This window comes from Streptomyces sp. NBC_00091 (assembly GCF_026343185.1).
Lineage (GTDB): Bacteria > Actinomycetota > Actinomycetes > Streptomycetales > Streptomycetaceae > Streptomyces.
Window position 1 is genome coordinate 3,015,809 of the sequence record NZ_JAPEMA010000001.1, and the last position, 25,366, is coordinate 3,041,174.

A 25,366-nucleotide genomic window follows, 5' to 3' on the forward strand; every position below is an offset into this window, starting at 1 on the left:
CCGGCGAAGCGCTGGCCGTCCTGCTGGAAGCCGAGCAGGTCGCGCTCGAACAGCTCTACCACCACTACATGAGCCGAGAGAAGGTCATCGGCTGGAGACGTGGCACCAGAGGCTGGCCGTCCCATCCCGTGGCAGACCTGGCCTGCAGGCCCCGGATCGTGGCAGGTAGCTAGAGTCCAATCCGTGAGCGAGAACGAGCATGAAGCGAAGATGGCCCACCCTCGTATGGCGGCTGGCGCTCTCTTCTTCGACGAAGCTGATCGAGTCCTCCTCGTCGAGCCGTCGTACAAGGACTACCGAGATCTTCCCGGTGGATACGTCGAACGGGGCGAGTCGCCCCGACAGGCCTGCGTGCGCGAAGTCCATGAGGAACTGGGCATCAAGCCCCACATCGGCCGCCTCCTCGTCGTCGACTGGGCGCCGAGCGCGGGAGAGGGCGACAAGGTCCTCTACCTCTTCGACGGCGGTCACCTCGACGGAGACCACCGCCAGCAGATCGCGCTGCAAGCGGACGAGCTCCGCGGCTACGACTTCCACCGCGCCGAACAGGTGCCAGAACTCACCATCCCCCGCCTCGCGCGCCGAATCGCCGCTGGCATCGAGGCCCGGACGAGCGGCCTGACTGCCTACCTGGAACACGGGCAGTCGCCGGAAACATAGGCCTGCCTACACCTCTGCTTCGGCGCCCCGGCTTCGTGGGGCACCGCAAGGCGCTGGGCGAAACTGCTGGAGGATGAGTGCACCTTCGAGCAACCCGTTCGTGGCCAGAGGCGTCGGCCCCGAGCGACCCTTGTAAGGTCGAAACGTGGCCACTCTCTCCCTCCCCGATAACCTCGCAGACCTCTCCGACCTCCCGGCGGAGGCGGTGGAGCATGGCGAGGTCTTCACTCGGCGCTGGGTGGTCGATCTCATCCTCGACCTCATCGGCTACACGGCCGACAAGGACCTGTGCGGCCTCAAGATCGTGGAGCCTGCCTGCGGTGGGGGCGCATTCCTCGGCGCCATCGCTTCGCGGATCAGCGCCTCGTGTCACGTGCACAAGCGCCCCATCACGGACGCGCTCGACGCGGTCCGTGCCTTTGATCTGCTGGAACGCAACGTGCGGGAGAGCCGTGCGCTAGTCGAGAAGCAGCTGCTCGATGATGGGCAGCGGCCGGAGGAAGCCAGGAAGGTCACCGAAGCCTGGATCGGGCAGGGTGACTACCTCCTCCAGTCTGATGCGGACCATCGCGCCGACTACGTCGTGGGCAATCCTCCGTACATCCGTCTTGAGGACGTACCGGACGATCGCATGGCTGCCTACCGGAGCGCCTGCCCGACGATGGGCGGTCGTGCCGATATCTACGTCGGCTTCTACGAAGTCGCGCTCCAGAGCCTGAACCCTGGCGGGAAGCTGGGCTTCATTTGCGCGGACCGCTGGATGCGGAACCAGTATGGTCGTCGGCTGCGGCAGCTTGTGACCAGCGAGTTCAGCATGGACCTGGCCCTGGTGATGCACGATGTGGACGCCTTTGATGAGCAGGTTTCGGCCTATCCTGCGATCACGCTCATCTCGAATAGGGATCAAGGCGAAGCCGTAGCAGCGGATACCACTCGGTCATTCGGAGCCGAGGCAGCCCAGACGTTCGCCGCCTGGTACTTGTCCGACGGACCCACACCCATCACCACCTCCGCGTTTCAGGCTGCGCGCATGCCCCACTGGTTCCCCGAGGAGGACTCGTGGCCGGCCGGCTCGCCGGCAAGGCTGGCGGTCCTCGAAGATCTCACCGAGCGCTTCAGGCTGCTGGAGGACAAGGAGACCGCGACCAAAGTCGGGATCGGGATCGCCTCCGGCGCCGACAAGGTCTTCCTCACCAAGGACAAGGACTTGGTGGAAGAAGACCGCCTGCTACCCATGGCCATGGTTCGGGACACCACAAGCGGCAGGTTGGACTGGAACGGCACGTTTCTGGTCAACCCGTGGACGGCAGATGGGGAGCTGGTGGATCTCACCGCCTACCCCCTGCTTGCGACCTACTTCGAGCAGCACAGTGCTGCCCTGCGCAAGCGGTACATCGCGGTCAAGCAGCCTCAGCGCTGGTACAAGACCATCGACAAGGTCGATCACCACCTCACGCGCCGGCAGAAGCTGCTGTTTCCGGACATGAAGCTGAGGATCCACCCGGTCCTCGACGAAGGTGGCCTGTACCCTCACCACAACCTGTACTTCATCGTCTCGGACGTCTGGGACATGCGCGTACTCGGTGGCCTGCTGCTGTCCAAGGTCGCGGAGGCATTCGTGGAGGCGTACGCGGTCAAGATGCGAGGGGGAACCCTCCGCTTCCAGGCTCAGTACCTCCGCAAGATCCGCGTGCCCGACCCTGCCGCGATCAGCGAGAGCGACCGGGCAGCCCTGGCCGATGCCTTCGACAAGCGAGATGCGGAGGCCGCTACGGCCGCTGCCTTGCGTGTCTACGGTCTCGCCGAGCTGCCTGACTAGGAGGAGCGGATCTTGACGGTCACCCGCCAAGACTTCGAGGATGCCGTAGCCGCTTACTGGGGTGCCAAGGAACTGCAGCGCGAGCAGTCGACGATCAATGGTGCTGTCGGCACCGGCACGGCAGGCTCGGTACGTGGCGGCAAGCACTTCGACCCCATCGCTGTCCTGCTGTCGAAGTTCTTCCTTGACGCTGGATATCCGCCAGAGAGTATCCGCGTCACCAAGTCGCAGGGCCTTGAGCTGCCTGGTTACTACCGGCCGCAGAAGCAGTGGGACCTGGTCGTCGTCCACAAGGACACCCTCGTGGCTGCCTTTGAACTGAAGGCGCTCGGCGGACCCTCGTTCGGAAACAACTACAACAACCGGGTCGAGGAAGCGTTGGGCAGTGCCATTGACCTGCGCCACGCGGCCCTGGCTGAGCTGTACCCGGGGGAGGAGCCCTGGCTCGGGTACTTCTTCATCATGCAGGACGAAGAGGGATCCCGTCGGCCGGTCAAGCCGGCCAAGGGCGCATTGCCGGTCGAGCAGATCTGGCATGGGTTGTCCTACCAGGAGCGCTTCGGCGTCTTCTGTCAGAGGCTGATGTCCGAGCGGCTCTACAACGCCGCCTGCTACATCACGTCGTCGGCATCGAACCCGAAGCCCAACGAACCGATCGACAAGCTCAACTGGCTGCGGTTCTCGGCTGCCATAGACGCGCGCCTCACCTACCTGAAGAACCTCGGTTTCCCGGGCTAGTTGCAGTCTGGCGTGGTGAGCACCCAGACTGCCATCGTCTGGGTGCCACTCGGGCCGTGCAGGTTCTACTCCTTCAGCATCGCCTTCACCACGTTGACGCGCCCTTCGATAGCTGCGCGAAGGACACTCGCCGTTGCGGCCGCCAGGGGCTCCAGGTAGGTGATGTCACCGTCGGCACGCTTCGTGGTGATGAACCAGCCAGCATCGTAGACGCGCTCTCCGATGAAGCGCCGGATCATCTCCTGGTATCGCTGGTTGTAGGAGAGCCCGTGGAAGGCGGCATCGGTCGGGAACATGGCCCGGGTGTCCTTCCCTTCCTTCTCCGTCTCGGGGGTCTCCTGCAGGATGAACACGTAACCGAGCCACGGAGGTAGCTGCCCGAATGGGCTCTGGTCGTTCTTCCGCTGTGCGGCATCAATGTCGGTGGCACTACCCAGAGCCTCCTCGAATCGATTGTTGAAGTTCTTCCCGACGCTGCCGACCTGCGACTTGAACTCGAACGCGGCCACCAGCACGCCCTTGTACTTCACGACCAGGTCCCACTGCTTGCGGACGCGGTAGTAGCCAGGCAGGTAGGGCTGCCCGGTCTTGATGCACTCCTCGGGGATCCCGCAGTCGATGAAGATGCTCTTCACCAGGTCTTCGAGGGGCTTCATGTGCCCGTTCCCCCTGGCCGCTCCACCTGACTTCCCCCCGTCATCCAGCTTGCTCTCCTGGCCGTCGCGCCGGAGCCAGAAGTTCTCGATTGCGTGCTGGATGTCCTGGGGCTCCACGCGGCATCTCCGTGTTCGTCGGAAGTGGTGGGGGTTACTCCCCGACCGACGCCAGTCTGCGCGATGGGTCTGACATACCGTCTGGGCCTTGGTGGGGTGACCGACCGATAGGACAGCCTCCGCAGACATGCTCGACGACGACGCCGGCCCCCGGTGTGCGGCGCCTGCGACCGCGATCGAAGCCCGGGTCGGAGACTGAGCGTGTTCATAGCAAGATCGTGAAAAGTGGATCGTCGACGGCCGATTCGGTGTTAGCGGTTCGGGAAGGGGCGGGGCGGCCTAAGATCCAGACCATGATGGTCCCTTCGCAGCAGGACGGTGCCGACACGACCGATGCGGTGGAGGCAGAGCGCCTCCGGGAGCGCGTACTCGACATCGTCCGAACGAAGTTGGGTGCAGCAGTAACCATCAACTGGCTGGAGGAACTGAGCGGCGGGCACACAGGCGCGATGGTCGTGCGAGCCGATGTGATGGGTGCCGGCAGCCAGGGGCCTGACGGGCACGTCATTCTCAAGCTGTCGTCGGACGACGAGGAACGCCAGCACGAGGCGCATCAGCGGTTCCAGGAGGCCCTCGCCGACTACGGCGAGAAGCACCTTCCGAAGCTGTACCTGACTGCGGCTGACGACCGGCTGCGGGTCGACATCTACGGAATCGCCGGCAAGTCCGTCGAGTACGTGAAGCCGGGGGACCGGTCGGGTGCCGCGGTTCTCACTTTGGCTTGCCGGGCGGCCAGTAGCGAGCTGCTCGCCGCGCAGCTGACCGGGTACACGGGCGGGATGCGGACGGTCCAGCAGGTGCTCGAGGCTTGGCTGCGGCCGGGGTTCGTGCTGGGGCCGAGGGGGCGGGCGCTGCAGGAGACCCGGCAAGCGGCCGGGATCCCAGGCATCACCTTCGCCTTCTCCACAGAAGTTCTGCCCGATCCATGGTCGCTGCTGCAGGAGATCGAACTGATGGGGAGTGAGGTCTTCATCTTGGAGGGCGCTGCCCATGGGGACCTCCATCTGCGCAATATCCTCGTCAATGAGGCATTCAAGGACCGGGTCCACTACTGGCTGATCGACGTCAACTGGGGGGCGACGAAGCCACTCCTGTACGACCAGGCTTACCTGGAGACCGCTGCGCTGCTCGCCATGGACGACCGGCTGAAGCTGGCTGAGCCCCTCGAAGCCCTTATCACCGTCGACACAGGCGGCCTGTTCGAGCTCGGGGCACAGGACTTCGGGAACGTGGTGAAAGGGATCCGCGAGGGCGCGGAGGAGATCATCATTGAGCGGCAGGAGAACCGCAAGGACTCCCTCGACCGGCAGTTCCTCCTAGCCCGGCTGGGCGCGGCACTGAATTTCGCGTCTAAGAAGATGCCTGAGACCAAGCGGGTCGCGGCGTACCGGATGGCTGGCTGGATCGCCCGTCAGTACCTCAGCCGCTACCACAAGCCTCTGCTAGCCCGGATGCTGGCCGATGCCCAGGGCCCGCGGGACAGGCAGGACGGCTGGCCGGCTGCTCTGACTGCAGCCGAAGCCGAGGATTTGAAGGCGCGGATCGCGCCGTTGTTGCCTGACGTCCACAGCGGATTGGACCGCTTTCTCATCGTGGAGGACGGGGTTCTCGACGCGGACATGGCGCATCTGCTCGCGCACCGCTGGTCGGTGATCATCGATCTCAACCCGGCGAGTGAGACCACCGGTCTGGCCAGCCTGTTCGACGAGAGCACGGCCGATTACCAGACCGCCTTCCGTGGGACGCATTCTGTGCCCGCCGCCGCCCGCAACGCTGTGCCCTGGGTCATGGCGGGTGGCTGGGAGAGCCACGGCGAGCGCGCTCCGGCCGACTACAAAGAATGGCGCCGCCTCTACCGTCAGATCGTGGAGGACGTGTTCGATGGCTACAGTGCGTCCAGCCCCAACCGGTCGGCAACCGTCGTCTGCCTAACGTCGAATCCGGGGCTAGACCGCCGTTCCCAGTGGATCCTGGAAGCGATCGAGGACCGCTACGACGACCCCTTCGACCCCCTTCAGGCAGCCCTAGGGAGCCCTGAACTTCAGGTCTTGCTGGAAGAGTTCGCCCGAGGCGGGGCCGTGCGAAGTCTGGGTGATTCCGTCACTCTGCCGGCTGAGAAGGGCACGGTGCAGATCCCGCACGAGGTGCTCGTCCGACTTGAGACCGATCTCGTCGTCGTGCACTCCCGGATTGTGGAGGCCCAGCTCCGCGACGAACCCACCGACGAGTTCTGGCGGGGACGCCCGCCAAGCTGGTTGGACTTGGACGCCCGGCTCGACATCCCCCGGGATCTGCGGGCCGATCTGCGGGAGCGACTTCTCGACGTGTTCGGTAGGCAGAGCTCGATGAGCCTGGAGTTGTTTCACACACCTGGTGCCGGGGGCACCACCCTGGCCCGGCGTATCGCGTGGGACCTACACCGGGAGCATCCTGTCGTCCTCGTCAACAAGTACAGCCCCGGCACCGCCGATCGGGTGGATCAGGTCTACCGACTCACCGGCAAGACGGTGCTGGTGGTGGCCGAGAGCGCCGATGTGTCCCAGAGCGAGCGGGAAGACCTCTACCGCAAGCTCGACCAGCGCAATGCACCCACCATCCTCATGTGGGTCACCCGGACGAACAGCACGCCGGCAGGTGTCGGCGATCGGTCTGGGGACCGAAAGTTCTACCTCGATGACCCCATGTCACCGCGTGAGGTACGGGAGTTCCAGCAGGATTACGCGCTGCGCGCTCGCAGTCCACGAGCGAGGGCAGCCGTAGAACTTCTCGCTTCCCCCGGCTCGCCCCCACAGCAGCTCTCCCCGTTCTACTTTGGCCTCGCCGCCTACGAGGAGGATTTCCAGGGCACGGCGCAGTACGTGGAAGCCCACCTGAGCCAGTTCACGGATGAGCAGCGGCGTGTGGCGAGCTATCTGGCCCTAGTGACCCTCCACGCCCAGCGAGGAGTGCCCTTTACGATCGTCCGGCGTTGGCTGACCGGGCGGTGGGGAGGGCACGCCGCCTCCTCCGACTCCTACCGGAGCGACCTTGCGACGGTCCTTGGCGCAGACTTGCGCCATTTGGTCGTGGAGAACGACGACCAAGTGCGGATCCTGCACCCGACCATTGCCCAAGTGCTCCTAGACGCAGTGATCGAGGCGCCACGGGGGCAGAGCCGCTGGGCCATGCACCTGGCCGATCTAGCGATCGAGCTCATCGACCAGGTGGCGGGCCGCATGGGGACTAGCAATGAGCCGGGGCGGAAACTCCTCGAGAACCTGTTCATTACCCGGGGCAATAAGAACGGTCAGCAGCGGCGCTTCTCCGACCTGATCATGATGCTGGACGAGGGTCACCAAGGCCAGGCGTATCGCGTCCTGCTGCACCTCACACACAGGTACCCAACGGAAGCCCATTTCTGGATGCACCTGGGCCGGTACCACCAGTGGTACAAGGGCCTCGGGGACGGACAGGCGCAGCGATACGTTGAGAAGGCGATCGAGATCACCGATGGCTCCCAGTCCGTGCACTTCCATGCGCTGGGCAAGCTCCACCGCGACGGGGTGGAGGAGGCGCTGAAGCTGCACCGGGGTGGGCCGCAAGAGGCTCTGGACCGCATCGGTGCCCAGTACGCGCAGGGGCTCGTCGCCTTCGACACAGCCCGCCGGATTAATCCCGAGGACGAACATAACTACGTCACTCCAGTACAGATGATCGCGGCGGTCCTCGAACGCCTCCCCCGGCTGGCAGGCCAGAGTAGTCTCGTGGGCCTGCTGCATGCTGGGGGAGAAGTCGCTGAGTGGGCGGATGCCCAGCTCCGGCTGGCGCTGTCCTTGCTGGACGCTTGCGAGACGGCCATGCCGGAGCACGCTGGTAATTCGTACCTCGTCACCGCGCGACAGCGCATCGACGACGTGCATGGCAAGGCATCCGACATGGTCGTGGCCTGGCGTGATGTGTCGGTCAGGTGGAGCGCCCACCCAGGATTCGTCGTGGCTCTCGCTCGGGGACTGCTGGTGAACGTGGAGGACACGGACGAAGAGGTGTCGGAGGACGTCTTGCGGACGGTCGTGCGCCTCTATGACTCGGTGTTCGAGGACGGTGGCTACCTGGCAGACCACGATCTGGAGCTCTGGTTTCGTGCATACAGGAGGCTTCCCGAGTACAGCGAGCTCGCCGCCCTCGAACGGTTCGCGCAGATCGTCGAGCAGCGTGGGAGCGTGGTGGCCCACTACTACCTCTACGTCATCCACTTTATGCGGTGGCTCGACACGGAGGAGTACGACCAGCGCAACGCGGCCCGCCACTTTGCGGAGGCCCGACAGCTGACTGGCCGCCGCAGCACCAGGTGGAGCTACGAGTGGGCCGCCAAGCAGGACCCGGTCGAGGGGCCCGTACCAGGGGAACGTCTGGCGCACTTCAAGGAGCTCGGTGAGCGCCGACCTGTGACGAGCGATTGGGAGCGCTCCGAGCAGGTCTGCCGGCGGGTCAGAGGGGTGATCAGGCGCATCGACGGACCGCGGAGCGGCTGGGTGGCCGTCGAGGGCGGCGAAATGCAGGCGTACTTCGTGCCCCGCAGCGATTTCCACGCCGACACTCATGTCAACAGGATCTTGGAGTTCGATCTGGGATTTGCTCAGGACGGGCTGCGGGCCTGGCGGCCTGAGCTGGCGAAGGAGCAGCGCCTGCTGCGGGACATCCGGGAGATCGCCACTGGCCCGGACGCTGATGACCTGGCTCCCTCGTTGCAGGGGCAAGGCAGGAGGGCTCCGGCCGCGTCCCTTGAACCGCTGCCGCCGCTCGAGGTGTCTCCTCAGGTGCGGCAGCAGGCCGTACAACAGGTCAGGCAGAACGGGGACGCTGCCTGTCGGCTAGTGATCGACGAGTTGCTGTCCCTAGCCCAGGAGAAGCGGAACGTCACGTCGACCATGGTGGGTGCCCAGTTGCAGGAGACCTTTGGGGATACCCGGTACCGGGAGCTGCTGCGGGGCCGGAAGCTGGGAGGCTTCGTGGTGGATCTCGGCTACCGGACCGAGCCGACAAAGCACGGCCAGTTCGCGGTTCTGCCAGCATCCGCGGCCGGACCGGAAGTGGGGAGCAGCGGGTGAACAGGGCAGGGCTGTCGGTGAAGAGCGACTTCCCGGCGTGAGTGAGTTCCGGACTACCCATCGAGCGGTGCTCTGCTGACGTGGATGTACGTGTCCGATAACGGGGTAGCGACGCGTCTCCGAGGCTGAATCCGCTGTTCAGCATGTCCATTCTGCGTGAGCGGTGCGTGAGCGGACGGGGTGGCACAGGGTGGATCACGTGGCACGCAGGTCAGAGGGCCTAGGTCTCTGACCTGGTGCAATGGGATTCTGCGGCACGGGTCGGCACCAACCGGGATGATCTTGCGGGGCCTCGTAATGCGTAGGTCTCGGGTTCGAATCCCGAAGGCGGCTCTGTAGAACCCCCAGGACTCACTCGCCGTGACCTGGGGGTTTTGCTATTTCTGGCCTTGCTTCTGTTGGTGCGTCAGCCCAGAGGCCCCGCCGCGCGACCCACCGGCCGCGGGGTCCTGCGCGGTCGCGCGCTGGCGCATGAAAATCGCAGGTCATGCCCCTGGACGGGGGTTTGAAGCACCCTCCTTGACTCCTTCGGGTGGTGGATACATCGACCTCTGTTCGTCACTCTCCGCATCCGGTTGCATGTGTGGAGTGACGGAACTGCCCTACTGGGCACGGCCACGGAGGAGAGCCATGTTCAAAACCAACAGGACTCGTCGGGGAATCATCGGGACGGCCGCCGCGCTCGGCGTGTTGGCCGCCGGGGTGGCTGGGGGCGTGGCCATCGCGGATGACGCCGCCATCAAGGCGCTCGCTCCCTACGCGCAGGCGTCCGCGAAGGTCAACGCGGACGGGACTCGCGAACAGTCGCAGGGAATCAAGTCCCTCACGCGCCCCGCGAACACGAACGGCGTCTACTGCGTGACGTTCGACGACGTGAAGAAGATCAAGGTGTCCAGGAGCACCCCGACCGCCACCCTGTCCTCCGTGCCGGGGAGCAACCCCTCGGGGTACAACGTCTTGCTCAGTACGGCCCCGACCAGTCCCTGCGGCAACGCGGCGGACACGCTCACCGTCTACATCTACAGCGCTCAAGGGACGGTCAACTACCCGTTCTTCCTCGTCGTCCCCTGACCCACCCGCCGTGTACGGCCGGAAGGGCGGCACCGCGCTCCCGACCAGCGGCTCGATCCGGCCAGGCCCCTGACAGTGCAACGACACGACCGAGAAGGAAGAAGGCCAAGCCCCATGCGCAACTCCACCACCAAGCGTCGCCGCCCCCTCGCCCTCGCTCTCGCCCTCGCCGCCCTGGCTTCCGTACCGGCCCTCGCCGGTACGGCGGTCGCGGTGGACGACCTGTACGCTCCGCACGCCCGCGCCGCCGCCAAGGTGCAGGGCAGCGACGGAGACCTCCTGGCTTCCAAGAACGTCGCGTCGTCATGGCAGGTCGACACGGGGAAGTACTGCGTCAAGATCACGGACCCCGACATCGACCTGACGGACGCGGTGGTCTTGGCCACGCCCAACAGCGGCAGCGGAAACCGTACCGCCGAAGTCCGCACGACCCCGACGAGCACCTGCGGAGACAACATCACGGTGTTCACCCACCACGCCACCGCTGGGTACGTGAACACGAGCTTCACCATCGCCGTGCTGTAGCACCTGCCCCCACGCTGCCTGGCTGGTCGTCCGGCCGGGCAGCGTGGCCGGTCAGTGGCCCGTCGCGACGAAGCGGAGGTAGCGGCGCAGGCCGAAGGTGCGGCGGTGCTCCGCGTCGGCCGCAGCGAGCTGCGTGGCCAGCAGGCCGTGGGTGGTGGTCGTGTCGGCGAGTTGGGTCTGGCGTCGGAGCAGTACCGCGCGCTGGTGCTGGGTGGCCGCCTGATGTTGCTGCTTCTGCTTGTTGGTCTGTTGCAGGCGGGTGGTGAAGCGCTGCTGGAGCTGGTCGCGCTTGCGTCGGGCCGCACCCTCGGCCTGCGTGATCTCCGTTTCGCACTTCTTCTTCTGGGCGGCGAACTGGTGGCGGATCGCGGTGCGTTCCTGAGCGCCGAGGCTGGTGGGAGCCGACTTCCGGGCCCGTTGTTCCAGCGAGGCCCGCCAGCTCTCGAGCGTGGTGGCCCGGACTTCGGCGATGCCCGGAATCTTGACCTGCCGGCCGGTGGCAAGGACGAGGTACGCGTCGCGGTTGGCGTACCGGGTGCCCTGTACGTACCGGACCCCGGTGAAGTCGGCGGCCGTGCGGATGCCGGCGGCGATCAGGGCCGTGACCGTCCCGCTGCTGATGTTGGAGAGCTTCTTGGCGTCCTGGATGGGGGTCCGGCGGAGTCTGTCCTGGACGTGTGTCCTGATGGCCGACGCCAGAGCGGCGTCCAGTTGGCTCTGCTCCTTGGTCGTCAGTCCGCTCAGCCTTGCCCTGAGGGTGCCGGTCTCCTTGTTGAGCGTGATGGTGATCCGCGACTGCTCGTCGCGCAGTTCGGTCTGGAGGTTCTTGATCTGCTGGTTGATCTGGGTGTCCCTGCTCGCACCGGCGGCGTTCAAGGCTTCGATCTCCTGGTGGATCTTCTGTGCCTCGGCCACCGGGTCCCGCAGTGCGTCCACCTGCTGCTGGAGTGCCCGCATCCTGGCCTTCGAGGCCTTGGCCTCGGGGCGGGAGCGGCGGGTGGAGTGGAGGGCGCCGCCGGACAGGAGCAGAGCTCCCAGCTGGGCGCCGGCCGCGTAGCCGCTCGGCAGCACGCTGATGGCGGTCAGCGCGGCCGGTGTGACCGATCCGGCCAGGGCGAAGACGCCGCAGAGGACGTCCGCGGGGCGTCTGCGCGTAAAGCCGGTACCGGCAGCCGTGGCTGTGGCCGTGCTTGTGCTGCCTGCCGCAGGGGCGGTTCGGGGCTGGGGTACGTGCCCGGCCAGCCAGGCGGGGGCTCCGCCCTGCTGGGCCGCCGCGCGGGCCGGACGCTGGGCCGGGTTCGGCGTCACGGTCGGGGTCGCCCCGGCCGTGGACAGCGGGGGAACCGCACGGGCGGCCGCGGTGAGGTGCCCGTGCGTCTGTGCGGCCAGCGCCCGAAGGTCCGGGTTCGCATGGGTCAGCAGCAGGCTCCAGGCCAGTGAGGACCGTGGTTCCTTGAAGTCGTCTTCTTTCAGGATGAGGAACTCGCCCTGATCGTCGTGCAGTTGTCCCCAGACGGCGGGATCGGTGGCGACCGCGACGAGGCTGAGGTAGATGACCCAGGCGGAGAAGCGGTCCATCGCGGGGCCGAAGTCCGAGCTCGTGCGGGCTGGGGACTGGTAGTTGCGGTGGCCGTTCTCCGTGGAGCCCCGCCCCTTGAGCGCGGGCACGTACATCCCGTCGTAATCGACGAGGCGGAGCGTGCCGTCGGGAGCGACCAGGAGGTTGCCGTGCTGAAGGTCTCCGTGGGCGAGGCCGAGCTTCTCCAGGTCGGCGACCAGCGCCGCGAACCGGTCCGCCGTCGCCAGAACCGCCGCCGCGTCCCGGACGTTCCGGTCGATCCACGTGATCAGGCTGGTGCCCTCCACCCAGGCCATCTTCAGGGCCGGGTACCAGTGACCGGCGACGAGTACGCCCCTCGGCAGGTACTCGATGCCGACCGGCCACGGCTGGGACAGTTTGGCGGGCCTGAGGTCGGCGAGCTGCTTGCCGATGGCCTGGTAGCGGGTCTCCAGCGTGCTGCTGTCGCGGGTGAAGCACTTCAGCGCGTACCGCTGCCCGCCCGGGGCGGTGACGGAGAAGACGCTTGCGAAGTTTCCGGAGATCGCCTTCGGTCCGAGTACGGGGCTCTGCTGGACCGTTCCGTGCTTGAGGTCCGGGTCCTCGAAACACAGGGTGGGGTTCTGGAGGGCTTCCACGTAGTTCGCGCCGGTCGGGAATTTCCGTCCGGCGGCAGGTCCGCCGGTGCGGGAGACCGCCATTACCCCTCCGTCTTCACCCGCATGCGGATGAGGGCTACGTCGTCGTTGCGCATCCGGGACTTGTCGCGTTCGCTCCGGACCCAGTCGGCAAAGGTTTCCTGGTCCAGGTCGGCGAGCTTTCCGAGCTGCTTGCCGGGTCCGCCCGAATCGATCTCGGGGTGCGAGAGCAGCCACGCGGCCAGGGCATCGGTCGCCAGCAGCAGCTCGTCGTCCGCGCGCAGTTCACCGGTTGCGGTCGACGCGCGCTCGGCGATCAGAGCGGCATCCCGGTTGCGGCTGCCGAGCAGCTGCGGGGTGATGCCGAAGCCGTCGCCGTCCGCGATGGGGAACGAGGTGATCAGCCGGCCCTCGCGGAGGTGGAAGAGGCAGCTGTCGCCGAGGGCGAAGGCGTGCCAGGTCCAGCGCCGCGCGGTCTCAGGTCCTCCTTCCGGATCCGGTGTCGCCGCCCGGACGTGGACCGCCACCAGCGTGGCGAAGGCCCCTTTGTCCAGTCCCGGCTGTTCGTACCAGGTGATGGGTCGGCCGCCGGCCGCCCGCTCCGCCTGGTACTGCGCGATGTAGCCGTCCCACCGGTCGACGGTGCGGGCCAGGAGATCCTCGACGAAGGACTCGGACCCGCTGCCGCCCTCGTTGTCGCCCGGCTGGTCGCACGCGGCCGCCAGGGAGGCGACGGCGCCCCGTACCAGCTGCTTGGCCCACGCCCCGGCGAGCAGACTCTCGGACGCTCCGTCGGACACGGCGGCGAAGGCCGAGTTCCTGTCGGGGGACGACAAGGTGTGCGTGGCGTCCTCGCACTCCTCGGGAGAGCTGCCCGTCTTGGGAACCAGGAAGCACTGGAAGTCGATGGGCGTCGTGCGTGCGCCCATGCCGCTCAGCGCAGTTCCGTGGCGCGCGTGCCGATGTCGAGGAACTCGACGATGGAGGTGATGTCGGCGTTGTAGACGAAACCGCGGGTGGCTTCGCTGACCCGGTGACCCTGAGACGCGGCGTAGGAGCGCATGTGGCCGGGCAGCACGCTCGACATGTGGAAGAGCAGTCGGGAATAGGTGTCCGGGAGTTCGCCCTCGCCGTCCGGGAAGGTGACGGGGGTCCCGCCGGCCCCGGAGACGTGCAGGTTGAAGAGAGATCGATCGTAGCGGCGCCGTGCGGCTCAGCGAGGGGAAATGGGGGAGGACGGCCCGAAGCGCGCGCGTCAGCCGCTCTGGCGTCCAGCGTGCCGGGAGAGCTGAGACAGTACGCTGGACTTGGCGGGGTCGGGCCCGCTCGCATGGTGTCCGGGAGGTGGGTCATGACTGCCGAGATGGCAGCCCCTGCGTGGATGCACGAGCAGATCACGGCCGAGCAGTACGACTCCTGGTCCGAGGAGCAGTGTGCGGGGATCGAGATCGTGGACGGGATGGTCGTTGTGAGTCCCAGTGCGTCCAAGCGCCACAACCGACTCGCTCGGATCTTGGCGAACGTCTTGGAGGCAGCCGCCGGTCCGGACTGGAACGCCGATACCGACTTCGACGTCCGGCTTCAGGATGTCCCGCTCACCAATCGTCGTCCGGATGTCGTGGTGTACCGGGCGGACACGATCGACATCACGCCCACCCGTCCCGAGCACGTGCTGCTGGTCGTGGAGGTCGTCTCGCCGGGATCGGAGACCACTGATCGGATCGTGAAGACGGACCAGTACGCCAAGTCCGGCATTGCCTTCTACTGGCGGGTCGAGCAGGCCGCGACCGGCGCCCCCTTGGTGTACACCCATGTCCTCGACCCCGCGACCCGGGCCTACCGGGACGGGGACGTGTTCACCGGTGTCGTCAAGGTTTCGGCTCCTTTCCCGGTGGAGTTCGACCTCGGCCAGATCTGACCTCGTCGGAGGGGGCGTGGTAGGAGGCCGGGGATGACGACACGGTGGCGCGGTGCGGCGGTCGCGGCGGGTGCGGTCGGGCTGGTGGTGGTTCCCCTCGGTGTCGGGGCGGGGTACGCGTGGGACGCGGCGGCGCCCGGGCCCTCGGCCGTGGCGGCGGCTCCGGTGGCCGACGAGTTTCCGCAGCTCACGCCCGCCGTGGCGGCGCAGCTGGACGAGGCCGTCCTGAAGGTGCTGAAGGAGGCCCGGGTGCCCGGGGTGACCGTCGCGCTCTCGGCCCCCGGCAAGGGCGAGTACGTACGGTCCTTCGGCGTCGCCGACAAGGCGACCGGCGCGCCGATGCGCACCGACATGAACATGCGGATCGGCAGCGTGACGAAGACCTTCACGGTGACGGCCCTGCTCCAGCTGGTCGACGCCGGCAAGGCCGGGCTGGACGACCCCATCGGGAAGTACGTCGCCGGGGTGCCGAACGGCGACCGGATCACCCTGCGCGAACTGGCCGGGATGCGCAGCGGGCTCTTCAACTACTCCGAGGACGAGGGCTTCTTCAAGGCCCTGACGGGCGACCCCCGGCGGCCCTTCACCCCGCAGGAGCTGCTCGGGTACTCCTTCCGGCATCCGGTGCGGTTCGAGCCGAACGCGAAGTTCGAGTACTGCAACACCAACCTCATCCTGCTGGGCCTGGTGGTGGAGAAGGTCAGCGGCACCCCGCTCGACCGGTACGTCAACGACCGGGTGGTCAAACCCGCCGGACTGCGCCACACGCTCTTCCCCGCCGACGCGCGGTTCCCCAGCCCGCACGCGCAGGGCTACACGGACCAGACGGCCTCCGGGAAGACCGAGGACGCCGCCGACTGGAACCCCTCCTGGGGCTGGGCGGCCGGTGCGATGATCTCGGACCTCGACGACCTGCGGAGCTGGGCCAGGACCCTGGCCACCGGCACCCTGCTGACCCCCGCCACCCAGGCCCAGCGGCTGAAGGTGGTCCCGGCGCTGCCGGGCGCCGGCTACGGCCTGGGCATCTTCGACGTCCAGGGCTGGATCGGGCACAACGGTTCACTGCCGGGCTACGGGGCCCTGGTCGTGTACCTCCCGCAGTCGCAGGCGACGCTGGTGCTCCTCCTCAACACGGACATCGGCTACGAAGGCTCCGAGCCCAGCACGGTGTTCGGCGAGGCGATCACCCGGATCGTCACCCCGCAGCATGTCTTCTCCCTGCCCGCCCAGCCCGTTACCGGGCAGTGAGCGGGTCGGAGAACCCGCGCACAATGGATCACGGCGCGCGAGTGGACCCGAGGAGACGCACATGTTCGGTCAGGCGGAAGCACAGGGCGGCAACGGCGGCACGGTCACGGACGGGAGTTCGGGTGTCGTGCTCCGCGTGGCGGGGGAGGCGGACCTGGACACGGCCGCCGCGCTCTTCCACGGCTACCTCGACTTCTACGAGGTGACCGTCGAGGACCCGGACGGCCCCCGCCGCTTCCTCGCCGAGCGCATCGCGAAGGGCGAGTCCCTGGTGCTGCTCGCCGATGCGCCCGGCGCCGGCACGGTCGGCTTCGCGCAGGTCTACCAGGCCTTCTCCTCCCTCACCCTGCGGACGGCGTGGATCCTCAACGACCTGTACGTCGCCCCGTCCGGCCGCCGCACCGGCGCCGGCCGGGCGCTGCTGCGCGAGGTGCTGCGCAGGGCGCGGGAGGCCGGGGTGGCGGGCGTGCAGCTGGAGACCGCGTACGACAACCACGTCGCGCAGGGGCTGTACGAGTCCGAGGGCTTCGTGCGCGAGGAGTTCCACGTGTACTTCCACGAACTCGGCTGAAGGATTTCCCGGGGGCCGTCGCGTCGATGGGGTGAGACGGGGGGCGCTGACCAGGCTTACTTGGCGTCGGCGTAGCACTCCACTACCGCCGTGGTGAACGGGAAGCGGACCGGGGTGTCCCCGAAGGTGATCCGGCCCGCCCGCTCGCCGGCGGCGCGGATCGCCTCGGCCACGGCCTCCGCCTCCTCGGCGGGGCAGTGCACGATCACCTCGTCGTGCTGGAAGAACACCAGCTCGGCGCGCATCCCGGCGGTGGCCTGGCGCAGCGCGGCGAGCATCAGCAGGGCCCAGTCGGCCGCGCTGCCCTGCACGACGAAGTTACGGGTGAACCGGCCCCGGGCCCGGGTGTTGGTCGAGGAGTGGCCCGGGGTCCACGCCGTGTCCTCGGAGTCGGCGCCCTCCTGGGGGATCCCCGCCTCGCCGTCCTCGGCGGCGCCGGCCGGCGGCGGGCAGGTGCGGCCCAGCCAGGTCCGTACGAGCCGCCCCTCCTCGCCGGCCCGGGCCGCGTCGTCCACGTACGCCACGGCGCGGGGGAAGCGGCGGCGCAGCGCGGCCAGGTTCTTCAGGCCGTCCCCGGAGGTCTGCCCGTAGACGGCGCCGAGGACGGCGATCTTGGCCTTGTCCCGGTCGCCGGAGAAGCCCTGGCGGGAGACGGCCGTGTAGAGGTCCTCGGGGCGGCCGGCCACCTCCATGAAGGCCGGGTCGCGGGAGATCGCGGCGAGGACGCGGGGCTCCATCTGGTCGGCGTCGGCGACGACGAGCCGCCAGCCGGGGTCGGCGACGACCGCCCGGCGGATCACCTTGGGGATCTGCAGGGCCCCGCCGCCGTTGGTGACCCAGCGGCCGGTGAGGGTGCCGCCGGGGATGAACTCGGGGCGGAACCGGCCGTCGCGGACCCAGTCCGCGAGCCAGGACCAGCCGTGGGCGGTGTAGATCCGGTAGAGCTTCTTGTACTCGAGGAGGGGCGCGACGGCGGGGTGGTCGAGCTCCTGGATCTCCCAGCGGCGGGTGGACTTGAGCTTGATCCCGGCCTCGGCGAAGGCCTTGACCACGTCGGCCGGCAGCTCGGGGCGCACGCGCCGGCCGAAGGCGGCGGAGATCCGGTCGGTGAGCTCGGCCAGCCGGCGGGGCTCGCCGCCGCCGGCGTAGCGCTCGCCGAGCAGTTCGGTCAGCAGGGCCCGGTGCACGTCGGCCCGCCAGGGCAGGCCCGCGTGGTGCATCTCGGCGGCGATGAGGAAGGCGGCCGACTCGGAGGCGATGAGCAGCCGCATCCGGTCGGGGTGGGCGGTGGTGGCGGTGCGGCGCGCCTGGTCGGCGTGGATGGCGAGCAGGGCGTCGAGGGGGAGGGGGCGGGCGGCGGCCGGCTGCGCGTCGAAGAACTCGAAGAGGGAGTCCTGCGCGGCCGCGCGGGCGGGCTCGGCGGCGCGCGTCCGGGGGTCCGGCGGGACGGGGGCGTTGTTGAGGCGGGCCCAGGCGGCCGCCGCCGAACGGGGCTCGCCGGAGCGGCCCTCGTGGGCGAGGAGCAGCAGCTCGGCGTCCTCGATGTCGTAGCACCGCTCGACGCGGGTGCCGGCGGCGAGCAGGCGGGGGTAGACGGCGGCGGTGGAGCGCCAGATCCAGCGGGTGCCGGGGGGTGCGGAGCGGATCGCCTCGGCGGGGGTGTCGGTGACGGTGGCGGTGGCGGTGCCGGCGCCCTGGCCGGGTGGGACGGGCGTGGCGTGCCACCGGCCGTCGGCGGCTTCGGCGAGGGCCCAGGGGGTGGTGGGGTGGTCGCTCACGAGTGCGAGTGTCCCACCGGGGTCTGACAACCCCCCGCATCCCGGGCCGCGTGGGAGGGGGCGGTGAAGGGGCGTGCAAAGCTGAAGGGGTGAGTCAGTACGCCGAGATCGTCGACCGGGCCTTCGCGGCCGCCCTCTACGCCCAGGACGACGCCGGGCTGGACACCGGGGCCTCGGTGCTCGCCGCCGCCGACGGCGGGGGGTGGGGCGGGGTCGGGCGGGAGCTGCTGGCGCGCGGGGAGGCGTACGCACGGCAGGCGTGGGAGCGCGGCTGGCAGCCGGCCGACGTGCTGCGGCTGGTGCGGCGGGACCTGGACGCGGTGCACGTGCGGGTCGCCGGTGACGTGATCGCCGCCGAGGCGCGGCGCTACGCCCGCCTCCCCGAGCGGTGGAACGCCGAGGCGGTGTGGTGGGGGCGGGACGAGGAGTACGCCGATCAGCTCGCGCGCCGCGAGAAGGCGGACCGGTTCACGCTGGCCACCGCCGTCCTGGAGGTGTTCCGGCTGCTGATCCGGCTGCCCTCCATCGAGCCGGTGGGCCCGCTGCCCGGCGACCCGGCCGACGCTCTCGCCGAGCACGCGCACATCGAGCCGCGCATGCTGGGCCGGATCCGGGCGCTGCTCGCCAAGGCCGAGGCCACCACCTACCCGGAGGAGGCCGAGGCGCTCAGCGCGAAGGCGCAGGAGCTGATGGCCCGGCACACGGTGGACGAGGCGCTGCTGGCGGTGCGCGGCGGCGGCCCGGCGCAGGTGCCCGGTGCCTGCCGGATCGGGGTCGAGCCCCCGTACGAGGAGGCCAAGGCGGTGCTGCTGGACGCGGTGGCCACCGCCAACCGCTGCCGGGCGGTGTGGAACAGCGGCTTCGAGTTCTCCACGGTGGTCGGCTTCGAGAGCGACCTGGAGGCGGTGGAGCTGCTCTACACCTCGCTGCTCGTGCAGGGCACGGCGGCGATGACCCGGGCCGAGGCCGCCCAGCGGGCCGGCGGACGCAAGCGGACCAAGACCTTCCGGCAGTCCTTCCTGCTCGCCTACGCCAGCCGGCTGGGCCGGCGGCTCGCCGAGACCGCCGAACACACGGCCACCGAGGCCCCGGACAACCTGCCCGCGCTGGTGGCCCGGGACGTCGCGGTCACCTCCCGGGCGGAGGAGATGTTCCCCCGGACCACGACCACCCGGCTGCGCGGAGCCACCGACCACGCGGGCTGGGAGGACGGCACGGCGGCCGCCGACGCCGCCCACGTGGGCGGCAGACGGCCCTCGCTGCCCTAGGACGACGCCGGGCAGATCCGGAAGGGACGGCCTACGGCACGACCTTGCCGATGCCGCCCAGGGCCTGGGTGGCGCGCTGGTTGATCTGCCACAGCTGGCCGTCGCGGTTGCTGACGTAGATCCAGCCGTTGACGGTGTCCAGTGCGAGGCCCTCGCACGTCCCCAGGCCGGTGGCCACCACGCGGTGCGCGCCGTCCGCGAGGGTGATCTCGTACAGGCGTCCGGTCCCATGGTCGAGGGTGTACGCCCGGCCGGTGCCGTCGAGGGCCACGCGGATGGTGTTCCCGCCGGAAAGGTCGGCCACGACGCGGTGGGTGCGGCCGGCCAGGTCCACCTCGTGCACCTTGCCGCCGCCGACGTCCTTCCGGCCGAGGTACGCCTTGCCCCGCCCGTCCAGTGCCACCGCCGCGATGCCCTGCCCCAGACCGGTGGCGATCGTGCTCTTCTGGCCGCCCGGCAGGGCGACGGCGATCAGCTGCCCGTCGGTCCAGTTGGCGACGTAGGCCTTGCCCGCCGCCGCGTCGAGTGCGACGCCGTACGCGCCCGGGACGTCGGCGATCTTGCGGGAGGAGCCCGCGGCCAGGTCCACCGCGAGCAGGCGCCCACCGGACCAGTCGGTGGTGTACGCCGTGCCCTGGCCGTCCAGGACCACATCGCCGATGTCGCCCAGGCCGCTCGCGACCACGCGCTGGGCGCCGGTGTCGAGCTTCACCGCGTACAGCTTCTGGCCGCCCCGGTCGGCGACGTACGCCGTGTTCCGCGACGGGTCGACCGCCACGCCTTCGGAATTTCCCAGACCCGTCGCGATGAGGGTGTGGTTCTTCTTGTTGCCGATGAGCTTCGACAGCTCTTCGGGCTTCGGCATGTCCTCGTCGCGGATGCTCACCTTCGGCGGTCCGAAGGCCTTCGAGGTCGCCGAGGCCATGGTGGACGTGGAACCGGGGTCCTCGGCTACCTGACGCTGCGCGGCGGCCGCGCCCTGGGCGTTCTTGAACAGCGGGCCCAGGAAACCCATGACGTCGAACGCGCCGTGCGCGGTCTGGCGGACGAGCCACGGGTCGCGCTCGCTCTCCAGCTTGCGCACGGCCTCCGAGAAGTCACCGGCTCCCGGAGTGTCTTCGTTGAGGGCCTGGGCGGACTTGTCGGCGGAACCGGCCTCGTCGCCGCCGTTGTCAAAGATGTTCTTGAATGACATGGAATTCCCTCCCGACCCCTAGAGGGGCTGCTTCTGGCTCGCGTAGTCGAGTACTTCCGGCTGGAAGACCCGGTGCTCTCCGGTACGGACAGCGACGATTTCGGCCGTCCCCTTCTGGAGGAACCGCTTACCTTCGTCGGCCAGGTCGAAGCGGCCGGCATCGAAGGAGGCCTCGCCGAGTTTCCACGCGATGACCCTGGAGTACTTGGGTTCGGCGGCCTGCGGCGGAGTCTCCTTGACCGCCACCGGCTCGGGGTAGTACAAGGCGACCCAGCCGCCGAAGGTGACGGGGAATTCGTAGTCGAACTGGCGGATCTGGCGACGCGTCGTGGCCATCACGTCCGCCCGGCTCATGACTTCGAAGCTGACCGACGACTGGTGCTTCCATTCGGTGGTCAGCGAACCGCTCACGGAGCCGGTGATCCCGAGCAGGAGCTCTCCCCACAACTCCCCGGTGCCGGTGACGGAGCTCGTGGCCTTGGTGTTGCTCGTCGCCTCCGTCTGGGACTCCGTGTTGACGCCCTGGTTGTCCTTGCTGTTGAGCAGGGTGGTCTTCTGGTACTGCTTCATCTCCATGCTCTTCTCGAGCTGCTGCTGGAGCGATGCGATGGACTTCGCCCCGAAGGTGAGTTTCACCTCCCCCTGGAGCGACCAGCTGATCGTGTTCGACACCGAGAATTCGACCGTGTCCGTCACGGTGATTTTGATCGGGTCGGTGCCGTTGACGTACGTCTGCTTGGAAATCATGTCGGGAGGGGGCTGCTGGATGTCGCTCCGCTCCTCGACGACCGGTACCCCGACATTCATGAAGGCGCGCCAGCCGCGCTCCTGCGCGGTCGCCTCGTCCTTGGGGAATTCGCCGTAGCGCACCTTGTTCAGGGAGAAGCCGATCGGCTCGATCTGCTCGCCCCCTTCTTTGGGGGTTCGCTTGAACACGTTCCGCAGTTGGTTCCGCTGGAGGATGCCGGCGGCCCTGGCGGCGATCTCGAGTTCCTCTTGGTTCCGCGTGGTCAGCGGATGACGCATGAACACGTCGTTGATGTAGGCCGTTCCCACATCGTTCCTCGCGCTGCTGTCGCCCATGCCCTTCAGACCTCCCTGCGTTGCCGACCGGTGACGCTACGCATCCGGCGGCGGATGGGCACCCGGCCGAACTCGCCACCGGGCGACAACCGGACAGACGCCGCTGACCAGGGAAATGATCATGCTCGGGCCGACGCGCGTCCGGGGTCCGTGCGCCGTCCCCGGAGGGCCGTTCCTTGATCTTTAGGGCCAAGATCCACAACGGCGGCCGCGCGGCCGTGGATCTTGGCCGGGCACGCGAGGTGTCTTGATCTAGGTCCGGGGGCGCCCCGGGGCTGCCGGACCCTCCGCTTCCGGCTCGATCTGACCTCGGGCGAATGTTCGATTCTGTAGGCCGCCCGCGCGGCGTTGCCGAGTGCCTGCGAGCCCTGATCGTGTGCGGGCTTACGCTCGACGCCATGAGCTGGCTCCGGGCGCTGAGGGACACCGCGCGCTCGGGCATGACGGTCGAGCGGACCCGGCTGGAGCCCCTCATCGCCGTCCGGGCCGCAGTGGGGCTCGCGATCGTGATCGGCGCCGGGCTGGCCTTCCTCGGGCCGGGCGCGGCCGCCAGTTCCGCCTTCGGCGCCTTCATGGCCGCCATCGCCACCCTCCAGCAGAGCTGGCGCCCGCGCCCGGTGCTCGCCCTCGCCTCCGGGCTGACCCTGGCCGTCTCCACCTTCATCGGGTACCTGGTCGGCTCCTCGCAGACCGGGCTCTTCCTCCTGCTGCTCGCCGTCTGGGCCTTCGCGGCGGGGCTGGTGTGGGCCGCCGGCCCCACCGCCGGGATCATCGCCTCCGGCAACGTCGCGATCATGCTGGTGACCGTCACCCTGCCGACCTCCGTCCCGCAGGCCGCCGGGCACGCCGCGATGATCGCCGCCGGCGGGGTGGTGCAGACGCTGCTGATCGTGCTGTTCCCGGTCCGCCGCTGGGGCGCCCAGCGCGACGCCCTGGCCGACGCCCTCGCCGCCGAGGCCGACTACGCCCGCCGGCTGCGGCACTACCCGGTCGCCTCCTTCGACCCGGAGCCCCTGATGAAGGCCCGCGACGCGGCGACCGTCACCGTCCGGCAGGCCCGGCGGCGGCCCGCCGAGCTGCACGGGGCGCGGGGGCTGGCGGAGCGGATCCGGCCGGTGCTGGCCTCGCTCGCCGACCCGGCCGTCGGGGCCCCCGCCGAGGGGCCGGCGCGGGAGCGGGTACGGGAGCTGCTGGAGGCCGCCGGGGCGGTGCTCGACGCCGCCGCGCACGCCATCCGCCACGGGGACCCCGTACGCCCGCCCGCGCCGGCGTCGGCCGTGCTGAAGGCACCCGACCTGGCGGAGGTGTTCCGGGGCGCGCCGCTGCGGGCCGCGCGCAGGCTCGCCGCCCTGCTGGACGACGTACTGGAGACGGCCGAGCCGGGATCCGGGCGCACCGCCGACCCCGCGGAGGCGATGCTGCGGCCCACCGTGCCCGCCCTGGTGCCGCTGGTGCTGAAGGCCGTACGGGCCGAGCTGCGCCCCGGGTCGCCGGTGCTGCGGCACGCCGTGCGGGTGACGGCGGCGGCCTGCGCGGGCTACCTGATCGGGCACGCGCTGCCCTTCGGGCACGCCTACTGGGCGCCGATGGCCTCGGTGATGGTGATGCGGCCCGACTTCACCCAGACCTGGTCCCGCGCCGTCGCCCGCTTCGGCGGCACCTTGGTCGGGGTGGGCGTCGCGACCGCGATCGTGCGGCTGGCGCAGCCGGGGATGTACCTGTCGGGGCTGCTGGCCGTGGTCAGCGCCGGCCTGATGTACGTACTGATGCGCACCGGGTACGCCGTCGGGCAGGCCTTCGTCTCCGCCTACGTGGTCTTCCTGCTCGGCATGGGCGGGGTCCGCTGGGACCAGACCGTGCCCGACCGGATCGCCCTCACCCTGGTCGGCGGGGTCCTCGCGATGCTCGCCTACGCCGTCTACCCGGCCTGGGAGACCCCGCGGCTGCGCACCCGCCTCGCCGACTGGATCGCCGCCGACGGGCGGTACGCGGCGGCCGTGCTCGGGCAGTACGCCGACCCGGCCGGGGCCCGGCGCGCGGACGTGCGGGAGGCCCTGCTGGCGGCCCGTGACGCCCGGATCGCCTGGCAGGAGGCGCTCGAGCGGGCGGAGGGGGAGCCGGTGCGCCACCGGGGGCTGTCCCGGGCCGCCGCCGAGGGCGCGGGGGACGCCCTGGCGGCGCTCGGCCGCAACGCCATGCTGCTGGAGGCCCACCTCCCGGACCGCGCCCACGCCCCGGTGCCGGGGGCCGCGGAGCTGGCGCGGGCGCTGCGCGAGGCGACCGAGGCGGGCGCGAAGGCGGTCCGCGAGCGCCGCGTCCCGCGGTGGGACGGGGTCCGCGAGGCGCTGGCGGCCCCGTACGCCCCCCAGCCGGGGGTCGTACGGGGGGCGGCGGAGCTGCTGCTGGACTCGCTGGACGAGGTGTCCGAGGCGCTGCGCCCCTGAACGGTGATCAATCGTGATCAACAGTGACGGGTGGAGCACCGCGCGTGCACGTGCATCTGCCCATGCATGCGGTGGTGAACAGAGCTATGATCCGGTGCAGTTGACATCTGCACTATCGGGGGCTTCCTGTGGACCACGCGTACAACGGGATGGCAGCTGCAGAACTCACTTCCCTGTATGAGCTGACCTGGCAGAAGAGCAGACACAGCAACTCGCAGGGATCCTGCGTGGAGTTCGCCAAACTGCCCGGGGGCGATGTCGCCATGCGCAACTCGCGCTTTCCCGACGGACCGGCGCTCGTGTACACGCCGGCGGAGATCGAGGCGCTGCTGCTGGGCGTCAAGGACGGCGAGTTCGATCACCTGATCGACTGAGAGAGCGGCTGAGGAACAGCGCGCTGATCGAGCCATGCACGTGCACTGGCCGGGACTGATCGAAACGATCAACCCCGGCCAGTCGCCCGAAATGCAGCGTTGTCAGTCCTGGAGCATGAACAGCGCCCAGACCACCTTGCCGGTCAGCCGGCCCGCGAGCGGGTGCCAGCCCCAGCTGTCGCTGTAGGAGTCCACGAGGAACAGCCCGCGCCCCGACTCCAGGTCGCAGTTCTCGTCCGTGCGCTCCGGTGCGAAGGACCCGCCCGGCCGGTCCTCGCTGGGGTCCCGCACCGCGCACACCAGCCGCGTGCTCCACCGCATCAGGTGCAGCCGCACCGCCGCCTCCGGCTCGGCGCCGGGCGGCCGTGCCTCGTCGGGCAGGGCGTGGCGCAGCGCGTTGGTGACGAGCTCGGAGACCACCAGGGAGACGTCGTCGAAGCGGCCGTCCAGGCCCCACTGGGACAGGGTCGACCTGGTGAACGAGCGGGCGCCGCGCACCGCCTCGTAGCGGGCGGGCAGGGCACAGGAGGCGGACCCGGAGACAGCCGTGGGGTCGACCGGGGGCAGCCCCTGCCGTAACGGCTCGAGCATGGTCGATCCATTCGTCCCCATGCGAGG

Annotated in this window: 20 protein-coding genes; 12 read left to right on the forward strand and 8 right to left on the reverse strand. The window is 69.2% G+C overall.

The genetic code is table 11. The features are described 5' to 3' along the window. Positions 1 to 183 precede the first annotated feature (183 nt). From OOK34_RS13985 to OOK34_RS13995, 3 genes are all read left to right on the forward strand, one after another. Positions 184 to 660, forward strand: coding sequence for an NUDIX hydrolase (locus OOK34_RS13985; RefSeq protein WP_267034191.1), 477 nt, complete (start codon positions 184 to 186; stop codon positions 658 to 660). Positions 661 to 805: 145 nt separating this feature from the next. Beyond that, positions 806 to 2,479: an Eco57I restriction-modification methylase domain-containing protein gene (locus OOK34_RS13990; RefSeq protein ID WP_267034192.1), complete on the forward strand. Its 1,674-nt coding sequence runs from the start codon at positions 806 to 808 to the stop codon at positions 2,477 to 2,479. Positions 2,480 to 2,491: 12 nt separating this feature from the next. Further along, positions 2,492 to 3,217, forward strand: a complete 726-nt coding sequence (locus OOK34_RS13995) for a PaeR7I family type II restriction endonuclease (protein WP_267034193.1) — start codon at positions 2,492 to 2,494, stop codon at positions 3,215 to 3,217. Between the two features lie 65 nt (positions 3,218 to 3,282). On the opposite strand, the gene OOK34_RS14000 is transcribed toward OOK34_RS13995, so the two are convergent. Continuing rightward, entirely contained in the window at positions 3,283 to 3,990 is a 708-nt protein-coding gene (locus OOK34_RS14000) for a PaeR7I family type II restriction endonuclease (protein ID WP_267034194.1), read from the reverse strand. A gap of 293 nt (positions 3,991 to 4,283) precedes the next feature. Between OOK34_RS14000 and OOK34_RS14005 the strand changes: the two genes are divergently transcribed. The 3 genes from OOK34_RS14005 to OOK34_RS14015 all read left to right on the forward strand — a co-directional run bounded on the left by OOK34_RS14005 (position 4,284) and on the right by OOK34_RS14015 (position 10,673). Next, positions 4,284 to 9,077, forward strand: coding sequence for a hypothetical protein (locus tag OOK34_RS14005; RefSeq protein ID WP_267034195.1), 4,794 nt, complete (start codon positions 4,284 to 4,286; stop codon positions 9,075 to 9,077). 630 nt (positions 9,078 to 9,707) lie between these two features. Beyond that, entirely contained in the window at positions 9,708 to 10,148 is a 441-nt protein-coding gene (locus tag OOK34_RS14010) for a hypothetical protein (RefSeq protein WP_267034196.1), read from the forward strand. 114 nt (positions 10,149 to 10,262) lie between these two features. After that, the gene (locus tag OOK34_RS14015; protein ID WP_267034197.1) at positions 10,263 to 10,673 is read left to right on the forward strand and encodes a hypothetical protein; all 411 of its coding nucleotides are present in this window, start codon (positions 10,263 to 10,265) and stop codon (positions 10,671 to 10,673) included. A gap of 51 nt (positions 10,674 to 10,724) precedes the next feature. Here OOK34_RS14015 and OOK34_RS14020 read toward each other — a convergent pair whose 3' ends face one another. The 3 genes from OOK34_RS14020 to OOK34_RS14030 are packed head-to-tail and all read right to left on the reverse strand — an operon-like array spanning position 10,725 to position 13,956. Next, positions 10,725 to 12,932, reverse strand: coding sequence for a hypothetical protein (locus OOK34_RS14020; protein ID WP_267034198.1), 2,208 nt, complete (start codon positions 12,930 to 12,932; stop codon positions 10,725 to 10,727). Further along, positions 12,932 to 13,798 carry a hypothetical protein gene (locus tag OOK34_RS14025; RefSeq protein ID WP_267034199.1) on the reverse strand — a complete coding sequence of 289 codons (867 nt, stop codon included), beginning with the start codon at positions 13,796 to 13,798 and terminating at the stop codon, positions 12,932 to 12,934. The genes OOK34_RS14020 and OOK34_RS14025 overlap by 1 nt, the downstream gene beginning before the upstream one ends. A gap of 5 nt (positions 13,799 to 13,803) precedes the next feature. Then, complete coding sequence (locus tag OOK34_RS14030) at positions 13,804 to 13,956, reverse strand: hypothetical protein (protein WP_267034200.1); 153 nt, start codon at positions 13,954 to 13,956, stop codon at positions 13,804 to 13,806. 264 nt (positions 13,957 to 14,220) lie between these two features. On the opposite strand from OOK34_RS14030, the gene OOK34_RS14035 reads away from it, so the two are divergent. The 3 genes from OOK34_RS14035 (at position 14,221) to OOK34_RS14045 (ending at position 16,606) form a co-directional block, all read left to right on the forward strand. Then, positions 14,221 to 14,787: a Uma2 family endonuclease gene (locus OOK34_RS14035; RefSeq protein WP_267034201.1), complete on the forward strand. Its 567-nt coding sequence runs from the start codon at positions 14,221 to 14,223 to the stop codon at positions 14,785 to 14,787. Between the two features lie 33 nt (positions 14,788 to 14,820). Next, on the forward strand, positions 14,821 to 16,035 hold the full coding sequence (locus tag OOK34_RS14040; RefSeq protein WP_267034202.1) for a serine hydrolase: 1,215 nt from the start codon (positions 14,821 to 14,823) through the stop codon (positions 16,033 to 16,035). 61 nt (positions 16,036 to 16,096) lie between these two features. Beyond that, entirely contained in the window at positions 16,097 to 16,606 is a 510-nt protein-coding gene (locus OOK34_RS14045; protein ID WP_267034203.1) for a GNAT family N-acetyltransferase, read from the forward strand. 56 nt (positions 16,607 to 16,662) lie between these two features. Here the strand turns inward: OOK34_RS14045 and OOK34_RS14050 are convergent, their stop codons facing one another. Beyond that, positions 16,663 to 18,384: a bifunctional 3'-5' exonuclease/DNA polymerase gene (locus tag OOK34_RS14050; RefSeq protein ID WP_267034204.1), complete on the reverse strand. Its 1,722-nt coding sequence runs from the start codon at positions 18,382 to 18,384 to the stop codon at positions 16,663 to 16,665. Positions 18,385 to 18,473: 89 nt separating this feature from the next. Between OOK34_RS14050 and OOK34_RS14055 the strand changes: the two genes are divergently transcribed. Further along, entirely contained in the window at positions 18,474 to 19,652 is a 1,179-nt protein-coding gene (locus OOK34_RS14055) for a DUF2786 domain-containing protein (RefSeq protein WP_267034205.1), read from the forward strand. 31 nt (positions 19,653 to 19,683) lie between these two features. Here OOK34_RS14055 and OOK34_RS14060 read toward each other — a convergent pair whose 3' ends face one another. Beyond that, complete coding sequence (locus OOK34_RS14060) at positions 19,684 to 20,847, reverse strand: hypothetical protein (RefSeq protein WP_267034206.1); 1,164 nt, start codon at positions 20,845 to 20,847, stop codon at positions 19,684 to 19,686. Between the two features lie 18 nt (positions 20,848 to 20,865). Further along, complete coding sequence (locus tag OOK34_RS14065) at positions 20,866 to 21,930, reverse strand: gluconolaconase (protein ID WP_267034207.1); 1,065 nt, start codon at positions 21,928 to 21,930, stop codon at positions 20,866 to 20,868. Positions 21,931 to 22,328: 398 nt separating this feature from the next. Between OOK34_RS14065 and OOK34_RS14070 the strand changes: the two genes are divergently transcribed. Both OOK34_RS14070 and OOK34_RS14075 read left to right on the forward strand, forming a co-directional pair. Beyond that, a complete protein-coding gene (locus tag OOK34_RS14070; protein ID WP_267034208.1) occupies positions 22,329 to 24,374 on the forward strand; it encodes an FUSC family protein in 2,046 nt (681 codons plus the stop codon). Between the two features lie 128 nt (positions 24,375 to 24,502). Further along, positions 24,503 to 24,748, forward strand: coding sequence for a DUF397 domain-containing protein (locus tag OOK34_RS14075; RefSeq protein WP_267034209.1), 246 nt, complete (start codon positions 24,503 to 24,505; stop codon positions 24,746 to 24,748). 102 nt (positions 24,749 to 24,850) lie between these two features. Here OOK34_RS14075 and OOK34_RS14080 read toward each other — a convergent pair whose 3' ends face one another. Beyond that, positions 24,851 to 25,360 (reverse strand): ATP-binding protein, encoded by a 510-nt coding sequence (locus OOK34_RS14080; protein ID WP_267034210.1) that lies wholly within the window; start codon positions 25,358 to 25,360, stop codon positions 24,851 to 24,853. Between the last annotated feature and the right edge of the window lie 6 nt (positions 25,361 to 25,366).

What these genes read in the sequence shown, in the direction of transcription:
- OOK34_RS14040 (WP_267034202.1), top strand. Translation starts at nt 14,821, where the DNA reads ATGACGACACGGTGGCGCGGTGCGGCGGTCGCGGCGGGTGCGGTCGGG.
- OOK34_RS14035 (WP_267034201.1), top strand. Translation starts at nt 14,221, where the DNA reads ATGACTGCCGAGATGGCAGCCCCTGCGTGGATGCACGAGCAGATCACG.
- OOK34_RS14060 (WP_267034206.1), bottom strand. Translation starts at nt 20,847, where the DNA reads ATGTCATTCAAGAACATCTTTGACAACGGCGGCGACGAGGCCGGTTCC.
- OOK34_RS14080 (WP_267034210.1), bottom strand. Translation starts at nt 25,360, where the DNA reads ATGGGGACGAATGGATCGACCATGCTCGAGCCGTTACGGCAGGGGCTG.
- OOK34_RS14020 (WP_267034198.1), bottom strand. Translation starts at nt 12,932, where the DNA reads ATGGCGGTCTCCCGCACCGGCGGACCTGCCGCCGGACGGAAATTCCCG.
- OOK34_RS14025 (WP_267034199.1), bottom strand. Translation starts at nt 13,798, where the DNA reads ATGGGCGCACGCACGACGCCCATCGACTTCCAGTGCTTCCTGGTTCCC.
- OOK34_RS14005 (WP_267034195.1), top strand. Translation starts at nt 4,284, where the DNA reads ATGATGGTCCCTTCGCAGCAGGACGGTGCCGACACGACCGATGCGGTG.
- OOK34_RS14015 (WP_267034197.1), top strand. Translation starts at nt 10,263, where the DNA reads ATGCGCAACTCCACCACCAAGCGTCGCCGCCCCCTCGCCCTCGCTCTC.
- OOK34_RS14010 (WP_267034196.1), top strand. Translation starts at nt 9,708, where the DNA reads ATGTTCAAAACCAACAGGACTCGTCGGGGAATCATCGGGACGGCCGCC.
- OOK34_RS14045 (WP_267034203.1), top strand. Translation starts at nt 16,097, where the DNA reads ATGTTCGGTCAGGCGGAAGCACAGGGCGGCAACGGCGGCACGGTCACG.
- OOK34_RS14030 (WP_267034200.1), bottom strand. Translation starts at nt 13,956, where the DNA reads ATGTCGAGCGTGCTGCCCGGCCACATGCGCTCCTACGCCGCGTCTCAG.
- OOK34_RS14065 (WP_267034207.1), bottom strand. Translation starts at nt 21,930, where the DNA reads ATGGGCGACAGCAGCGCGAGGAACGATGTGGGAACGGCCTACATCAAC.
- OOK34_RS14070 (WP_267034208.1), top strand. Translation starts at nt 22,329, where the DNA reads ATGAGCTGGCTCCGGGCGCTGAGGGACACCGCGCGCTCGGGCATGACG.